General features: G+C 60.9%; 9 protein-coding genes. 1 reads left to right on the forward strand and 8 read right to left on the reverse strand.

Annotation, left to right across the window (positions count from 1 at the left end):
* Both ACIREA_RS21385 and ACIREA_RS21390 read right to left on the reverse strand, forming a co-directional pair.
* A partial coding sequence (locus ACIREA_RS21385) for an SGNH/GDSL hydrolase family protein (protein ID WP_397384384.1) occupies positions 1-770 on the reverse strand: 770 nt, incomplete at its 3' end.
* Positions 771-772: 2 nt separating this feature from the next.
* On the reverse strand, positions 773-1,492 hold the full coding sequence (locus tag ACIREA_RS21390) for an SGNH/GDSL hydrolase family protein (RefSeq protein WP_397384385.1): 720 nt from the start codon (positions 1,490-1,492) through the stop codon (positions 773-775).
* Between the two features lie 110 nt (positions 1,493-1,602).
* On the opposite strand from ACIREA_RS21390, the gene ACIREA_RS21395 reads away from it, so the two are divergent.
* The gene (locus ACIREA_RS21395) at positions 1,603-2,244 is read left to right on the forward strand and encodes a DUF1080 domain-containing protein (RefSeq protein ID WP_397384386.1); all 642 of its coding nucleotides are present in this window, start codon (positions 1,603-1,605) and stop codon (positions 2,242-2,244) included.
* 300 nt (positions 2,245-2,544) lie between these two features.
* On the opposite strand, the gene ACIREA_RS21400 is transcribed toward ACIREA_RS21395, so the two are convergent.
* The 6 genes from ACIREA_RS21400 to ACIREA_RS21425 form a co-directional block, all read right to left on the reverse strand.
* Positions 2,545-4,407, reverse strand: coding sequence for a monovalent cation:proton antiporter-2 (CPA2) family protein (locus ACIREA_RS21400; RefSeq protein ID WP_397384387.1), 1,863 nt, complete (start codon positions 4,405-4,407; stop codon positions 2,545-2,547).
* A gap of 3 nt (positions 4,408-4,410) precedes the next feature.
* Positions 4,411-5,004, reverse strand: coding sequence for an NAD(P)H-dependent oxidoreductase (locus ACIREA_RS21405; RefSeq protein WP_397384388.1), 594 nt, complete (start codon positions 5,002-5,004; stop codon positions 4,411-4,413).
* A gap of 48 nt (positions 5,005-5,052) precedes the next feature.
* Positions 5,053-5,610 (reverse strand): hypothetical protein, encoded by a 558-nt coding sequence (locus tag ACIREA_RS21410; protein WP_397384389.1) that lies wholly within the window; start codon positions 5,608-5,610, stop codon positions 5,053-5,055.
* Between the two features lie 162 nt (positions 5,611-5,772).
* Positions 5,773-6,648, reverse strand: a complete 876-nt coding sequence (locus ACIREA_RS21415) for a DMT family transporter (protein WP_397384390.1) — start codon at positions 6,646-6,648, stop codon at positions 5,773-5,775.
* Positions 6,641-7,069, reverse strand: coding sequence for a ribose 5-phosphate isomerase B (gene rpiB / locus ACIREA_RS21420; RefSeq protein ID WP_397384391.1), 429 nt, complete (start codon positions 7,067-7,069; stop codon positions 6,641-6,643). Before rpiB ends, ACIREA_RS21415 begins: the two co-directional genes overlap by 8 nt.
* A 396-nt stretch (positions 7,070-7,465) precedes the next feature.
* Positions 7,466-7,846: nitroreductase family protein (locus ACIREA_RS21425; protein ID WP_397384392.1), on the reverse strand; the 381-nt coding region annotated here is incomplete at its 5' end.

The raw sequence follows: 7,846 nt of genomic DNA on the forward strand, positions 1-7,846 counted from the left end.
AGTTCGTAGCCTTTGGCGTTGAAGTGGACGTCCTGCGGATTGGCGATGCCAGTGAGCTGTGGAGCGAGGAAAGTGTAAAGATCATCGATGGCGATGCCGTGCTTTTTCATGACGCGCAGGGCGATCTCGTTTTTCTCGGCGATCTGGGTGACGATTTCGGGGCCGTCCTTGGTGTTTGGTGGTACGGGCGTGGTGGTGGCGAAGATGATCTTTGCGCCGGTCTTCTGCATGCGTGCGATGAGGGTTTCGAGACGCTGCTCGTAGTCTGCGGCGGGTGTTTTGCGATCGTGGATGCCGAAGTTGAAGTGGATGACGTTCCATTTGCCGTCGCCGAGCCAGATATCGATTTTCTTCACGCCGTTTGCGGTGGGGCCGCAGTTTTCGGGAGCGCGATGCACGTTGGCCTTGCCGGCCATGGCTTTGCGCACGTCCTGGGTGTAGCCGCGTGAGATGGAGTCGCCGATGAGGAGGACGCGGGGGAGCTTGGGATCATCCTGCACGAAGTCCCAGGCGTTTGAGCGACCGGCGATCTTGTCTTTTTTGTGCAGCGGGAGGTAGAAGCCGTTGCCGAGGTTTTGCTCAAGCACGGTTTCCCAGGCCTGCTGATCCGGCGGGAGCGTGGCTTTCAGGGCTTGGTATTTTTCATCGACCGCCTTGTCTTCGGCGGCCTTTTTGGCTGCGGCTTCGGCGGCATTGGTGGGTTCGTTTTGGGATTTGACCTGGGCGTGGGAGAGAGTGGCGAAGGCGAGGAAGATGAGGGCGTATTTCATGCTCATTTCTTTGGCAGGTTTTCGGTTATCACGGAAGCGACTTTTTCGGCGAGGTAATGATAGCCTGAAGGAGAGTAGTGGACGTTGGCGGGGAGTTGCACGTCCTTGAGCTTGGCGTTGGCGTGGGTGCAGAGATCGTCGGTGGGGATGCCTGCGGCGGTCATCACGCGAGCGGCGACTTCGTTGTATTTCTTTTCATCGCCTTCGATGCGGCCATCGGAACCGGCGGGGACGGGTGTGGTGTTGCACCAGATGAGCTTGGCACCGGTGGCCTGCATGATCTTCACGAGTTCGGCGAGGTTCTTTTCATAATCGGTCAGAGGGACCTGGAGATGGGAGCCGGGGGCTTTGGGATCGGCGCGCTTCGAGGGATCTTCGGCGATGTATTTGAGATCGTGCAGGCCCCAGTTGAAATGGATGACATCCCACTTGGAGTCGCCGAGCCAGGCCTTGATGTTTTTAAGGCCGTTCGTGGTCGGGCCGCCGTTGGTGGGGATGCGGTGGACGTTGGCCTTGCCTTTGAGCATCTCGCGCACGTCGAGGGTGTAGCCCATGGAGATGGAGTCGCCGATGAGGAGGACGCGTGGGAGGCCGGCGACGTCCTCGACTTTTGCGAGTGAGGGATGTGGGGCGCGTTTGGGGGCTTTCTTGGGCGCTGGAGTGGGAGTGTCTGCGGCGAGGGCCGTGCTGGCGATGAGGGCGAGGAGCAGGATGGATTTCATGTGGCGAATTTAAACGCTGGGCTGCTGCCGGAATATCACTGCGATAAAAAAGATGCTGGCAACTCGGTCTTCACGACGTTTGATGCTGCCAGTCTCCTCCACCCACCCTCATGCGCACGCTGCTTTCCTTTCTCGCTATCGCTACATTCGCCACCGCCACCGCCGCCGAGCCGGTCTTTCTGACGCTGGCTGATTTCACCGACACCAAAGACGCGGCGCCCTCAGGTGGCTGGACGACGGAAGGTGACAATACGATTCATCTCGTGGGCAAAGGCGGTGGAAACCTGATTTCGAAAAACGAATACACGAACTTCGAGCTGGAATGGGAATGGAAGGTAAATCCGAAGGGCAACAACGGCATCAAGTACTGGGTGACGAAGGTGGGCGGCAAGGAATGGCTGGGCATTGAGTACCAGATGATCGACGACAGCGGGCATCCGGACGGCCTCAAGGGAGGCTCGCATACGACGGCTTCGATTTACGACATCAAGGAACCTGTGTCAGGCAAGGCGGTGAAGCCGGCGGGTGAGTGGAACATGAGCAAGATCGTGGTGCAGGATGGAAAGATTCAGCATTGGCTGAATGGTGCGCTGGCCAGCGAAGCGGACACGACGACGCCGGAGTGGAAGGAGCGCGTGGGGAAGAGCAAGTTTAAGAGCAAGGAAGGCTTTGCGCCGGGCAAGGGCAAGATCATGCTGACGGAGCATGGGGATGAGACGTGGTTTCGGAATATTAAGCTGACGGCGAAGTAGGTCTGGATGCTGGATGGCTTGATTCTAGATGCTGGATGCTGAAATCTTGAGACGGCGGGGAGCTTTGTGAAGAAGCGGAGCGTCGCACCGTGGATTGCCTTCGGCTCGCTTCGTGGAGTGCGAACCATGGAGTGCGAACCACTTTGCTGGCGCATGCGCGGTAGACGGCGAGGATTTTCACTTTGGGAATAATCACGTATTTAGACCGCTTCAAAAATCAGGCGAGGAAGCGGAGTGTGGAGTGATTGCGGAGTGCTGCGGACTCGGAGGTCCGCGCTCCTGCAGAGTTTGAACCGACGGCTATTTTTCTTCTGCGCGTTCGATTTCCCAGCCGGCATCGCTGTCGTCGGGGAGTTCGGCGAGGTCTTTTTCGAAGAGCTGGGTGAGTGCGATGCGGCGTTCGCGGACGATGCTGGCGTAGGCGTCTTCGTCTTCATGCACGGGGACGAGGAGATGGACGGTTTCTTCGTCGTAGCGCTTCCAGCGGCGGGCGGCGCGCTCGGTGGCGTAGGCGGGTTTTCCGAGGGCACGCAGGGCGCGGACGGCGAGCTCCTGGGCGCTGCCCATTTGCTCGTGCACGGCGTCTTCGGCGGCGAGGCCGAGGCTCATGAGCTCGAAGCGCTGATCGTAGTCATGGGCACGGGCGAGGATGCGGAGCTTGGGGAACTTGGCCCGCACTTCGGTGACGAGTTGCGCGACCTTGGCCTGATCTGCGAGAGCGATGATGAGCATGCAGGCCTGATCAATGCCTGCGGCATGGAGGAGATCAAGGCGGGTGGCATCGCCGTAGAAGACCTTGAAGCCGAACTTGCGCAGCATGTCCACGTGGTCGGGATCGCTTTCCAGCACGGTGACTTTGACGCCCTGGGACATCATGAAGCGGCCGACGAAATTGCCGAAGCGGCCGAAGCCGGCGAGGATGACGGGGGCGTGTTCGTCGATGCGGTCGTGGGCGCGCTGCTCGCGGCTGACGGCGGTGTAGCGTGGGGCGAGAATGCGCTCGTAGATGATGAAGAGCAGCGGTGTGATGGCCATGGACAAGGCGACCACGGCCACCAAGAGGCGGGCGGTTTCGGCTTCGAGAATCTCCTGCTGAATGGCCATGGAGAGGAGAGCGAAGGCGAATTCGCCACCCTGGGCGAGTGCGAGGGAGAGGAGCCAGCGGTGGCTGCCGCGGATTTTCAACACGGTGGCGATGACGTAGATGACGAGTGCCTTTAGCGTGATCAAGGCGATCACGAGGGAGGCGACGAGGAGGGGCTTGGTGGCGATGACGCTGAAATCGAGCGAGGCACCGACGGCGAGGAAGAAGAGGCCGAGGAGGAGGCCTTTGAAGGGCTCGAGGTTGCTTTCCAGTTCGTGACGATAATGGCTGCCGGCGAGGACGACGCCTGCGACAAAGGCACCGAGTGCGGGCGAGAGGCCGACCTGGGTCATGAGCAAGGCGACGCCGACGATGAGGAGCAGAGCGGCGGCGGTGAGGAGTTCGCGGAGGCCGGTTTTTGCGAGGATGGCAAAGCCGCGCGGGACGATGAACTGGCCGGCGATGACGATGGCGACCACGGCTCCGAGTGTGACGAGGGGCTGCGCCCAATGGGGAAGCTCGTGCAGCCAGCCGTGGTGCTCCATATTGGAGACACTGGCGGCGAGCAATGGAAACACCGCGAGCATGGGGATAACGGAGATGTCTTGAAACAGGAGCACGGCGAAGGAATCGGCACCGCCATCGGTGCGCATGAGGGCTTTTTCCTGCAGGGTCTGAATGACGATGGCGGTGGAAGAGAGGGCCAGAATCATGCCGGTGGCGAGGGCGGGCTTGGATTCCAAGCCGAAGGCCATGGCGATGCCCATCACAGACAGCGCGGTGAGCAGCACCTGCAAACCACCGAGGCCAAAGATGGGACCGCGCATGCGCCAAAGGCGGGCGGGTTCAAGCTCAAGGCCGATCATGAAGAGCATGATGACGACACCAAATTCGGCGAAGTGCATGGCTTCCTCCCCCTGCGTGCCACCGACCCAGCCGAGGACGAAGGGGCCGATCATGGCACCGCCGATGAGGTAGCCCAGCACGCTGCCGAGACCGAGGCGATGCGCGATGGGCACGAGGAGCACGGCGGCGCCGAGGTAGATGAAGGCGGAGAGGAAAAAATGCGAAGCGTGCATGAGTTATGCAGGAATGAGGTCGTTGATCTTTTCCGCCGAGGCCGCCAGCTCCAGCGGAAGCGTTTCATCCCGCAGGGCTGCAAGGAGGCGTGCGTAGCGCTGTACGAATGGCTGGATGCTTGCGGCGTCCGCCAGTTGATTGGCGCTGTAAACGATGTGCGGGGCCAGGTAGCGCATGCCGCAGAGAAAGGCGGTCTGATCAAAGGGCGCAAGGAGCTGGCGGATGGTGAAGCGGTTGCGTCCCTGCGAGCAGTAAACTTCTTCGGAACCGCCGGCGCTGATTGCCTGCAGCATGAGCTTGCCCTGCAAAGCGGCACCCCCTTCCCCGTAGGCCCAGCCGTAGGTGAGCACGAGGTCGAGATATTCCTTCACCAGCGACGGTGCGCTGTACCAGTAGAAGGGGTGCTGAAAGACGATGACGTCGTGCTCCTTGAGCAGCTTTTGCTCCTCTTCGACATCGATCAAGAAATCGGGATAGATCTCGTAGAGATCACGGAAGGTCACGCCAGCCACTTCACGCGCAGCGGCTGCCAGCCTGCGATTGATGCGTGACTTGTGAGGGGCGGGATGGGCGTAGAGAACGAGAACCGAAGCCATGATGAATGCGGGGCAGCATGGCCGCTGAGAATGGCGCGGCAATCGTTTTCAGGGATCGGTGAGCTCAATGCACAATTTATCCTCGACGCGGCCTTTGAATTTCCAGACGCCGTCGATGCGGAGGGCGTCATCCAATTCGATGCGGAGCTTGGTGCCGTCTGAGGCGAGGAGATGGATGTCCACTTCGTCAAAGGCGGCTTCGGGATCGGCGGCATCGTCATCGGGATCGACTTCCAGCTCCACGAGTTTCAGTCCGTCCAGATTGCCAAAGTGTTTGGTGATGAGGGCGCGGATTTCGTCGATGCGCTGTTTGTTGCGCAGCATGTCTTTCTCGCGGCGTTTCAGCTCTTTCTCGTGTTCCTTGTCCACATTGATCTCGGTGGGGGAAGTGCCTGAGGCGGCGAGGGCCTCGTCCGCTTTGAGTTTTGCCATGACTTCGGGAGAGTGCCAGCAGGTGGCGAGAGCCACGTCGTCTTTTGACTTGATTGCATTTACCAAAGTCTCCGCGACAGCCTTGAGTTCCGAGGGCGGTGGAGTTTTGGGATCGTCGGCACGGAGAGCCGGGACGAGACAGGAGGCGACGATGAAGCGGAGGAGGAGTTTCATGACGTAGCGAGGTAAAGCAGGATGGCCGGAATTCAACTCACGGAAGTGACACGGATGAGCGGTGGGATCGAGGACGAGTTCGAGTAGGAGGACGAGGACGATGCAACCGAGACGGAGCGGAAGAGGGCCGCGTAGCGAGCTTTGTATTGCGACTTTGATGGGTTAGCGGGCGCGAGCGAGCCAGACGCCGAGGACGGCGACGGCCATGCCGATGAGGGAGAGGCCGGTGAGGGTCTCGCCAAAGATGGCCCAGGCCATGAGGGCGGTGACGGCGGGGACGGTGTAAAAGAGGCTGGCGACGTTTACTGCGGTGCCGCTGAGGATGAGGTAATTGAGGAGGCTGATGGCGCCGATGGAAAGCACGAGGGCGACCCAGAGGACGGCGAAAACGAACTGGCCGCTCCACTGGATCTGCATGGTCTCGGTGGTGAAGGCGAGCAGGGCGGTGATGAGGAGACTGGCGGCGTATTGCACGACGGTGCTGGTGCGGAGATCGAAGGCGGGGCAATGACGCTTCTGCCACATGGTGCCGACGGTGATGCCGATGAGCGAGGCAATGGCGGGCAAAGTCATGATGAAGGTGAGGCCGCTGCCGGTTTTGTGCGCGACGACCATGATGGTGCCGATGAAGCCGAGTGCGAGTCCGGACCACTGGCGAGGCAGGACGCGCTCGCCCAGGGCCATGCCGGCAAAGGCTGCGGTGAAGAGGGGCTGAAGGGAGACGATTAAACTCAGGATGCCTGCTGGAAGGCCGAGGCGCAAAGACCAGACACAGCCGCTGAGGTAGAGAGCGTGGATCATGAGGCCGGCGAAGGCGACGTGGGCGAGCTGGGCTTTTCCTTTGGGCCAGGGTGCGCGGGTGAGGAGAGCGATGGGGATCAGGATCGCGAGCACGATGCAGTAGCGCAGGGTCAGAAAGGTGAAGGGCTCGGCGTAGGGTATGCCGAGCTTTGAGCCGATGAAGCCGCTGCTCCAGAGGAGGACGAAGAGCCATGGGATGATGGCGGTCCAGCGGGAGGTGCTTGGTATTCTATTCATCAAGCTGCTGAATTCTAGCCAAATGGCGGCCGCCTTCGAAGGGGGTGGTGAGGAAGGTGTCCACGATTTGGAGGGCGGTGGGGAGGTCGATCATGCGCTCGCCGAGAGAGAGGACGTTGGCGTCATTGTGGAGACGGGTGAGGCGGGCGGATTCGAGATTCCAACAGAGGCCGCAGCGGATGCCGCGCACGCGATTGGCGGCGATGGCTTCGCCATTGCCGGAGCCGCCGAGGACGATGCCGCGCTCGAACCGGCCCGCAGCGACGGCTTCAGCCACGGGGCGGATGAAGCGTGGGTAATCGACGGGAGCTTCGGAATGCGTGCCGAAGTCTTCCACTTCATGTCCTGCGTCTCGGAGGTGCTGGAGGATGGCCTGCTTGTAGAGGTAGCCGGCGTGGTCGGAGCCGATGGCGATTTTCATGGTGGGGTGAAACTCGCGCAACCGGCAGATGCTCACAAGCGGTGATGCGGCCGAGTGACATGCCGGGGTGGGAGAATCGTCCACCGTTCCTCTGGTGCGCGGCTGGGCGTGTGGGGGACGCTGCTGGTGAAGTTTGGGTGCGGCGAGGTGCTGGGTTTGCTTCCCGGCGGGGTGGTGCAGGCCCAGGGTTGCCTCGCTGAGGCTCGGCGAACCCTGGGCTTAATTATGGAAGGCCGTTGGCCTTCAAGACCGGCACGGACTGGAGATCAGGGAACTCCGTTAAGTGGGATGAATATTGTCCGTGGGTCTGGGGGGGGAATTGGGAAGCGCTGGCCGACAGACAAGAGTGTCTGTCGTACTCCTGGGCTGATGCCTCTCACGCCCAAGGTGCGGGTTTCAATGAAACTGGTCGCGGATGACGACTTCGTCATAGGAGAGCTGTCCGCCTTTGGGCCATGGGGGCTGGGTGCCTTTGCCGACGGCGATCATGAAGGAGATGACGTGGTCTTCGGGGAGATTGATGATTTTGCCGACGGCATCGAAGTCGAAGCCGTCCATGGGGGAGGAGTCGTAGCCCATGGCTTTGGCGGCGAGCATGATGGTCATGCCAGCGAGACCGCAGGAGCGCATGCATTCGTCGCGCTGAACCTGATCGCGGCCTGAATAGTATTGGCCAATGGCGGGGACGAGGAAGTCCTGCACGGGCTGGGCTGCGTTTTTCCAGTAGCGGCCGGGTTCTTTTTTCCAGGCGTCTTTGTCAGCGCACAAGACGATGAG

The sequence above is a fragment of the Prosthecobacter sp. genome (genome assembly GCF_044373815.1).
Lineage (GTDB): Bacteria > Verrucomicrobiota > Verrucomicrobiia > Verrucomicrobiales > Verrucomicrobiaceae > Prosthecobacter.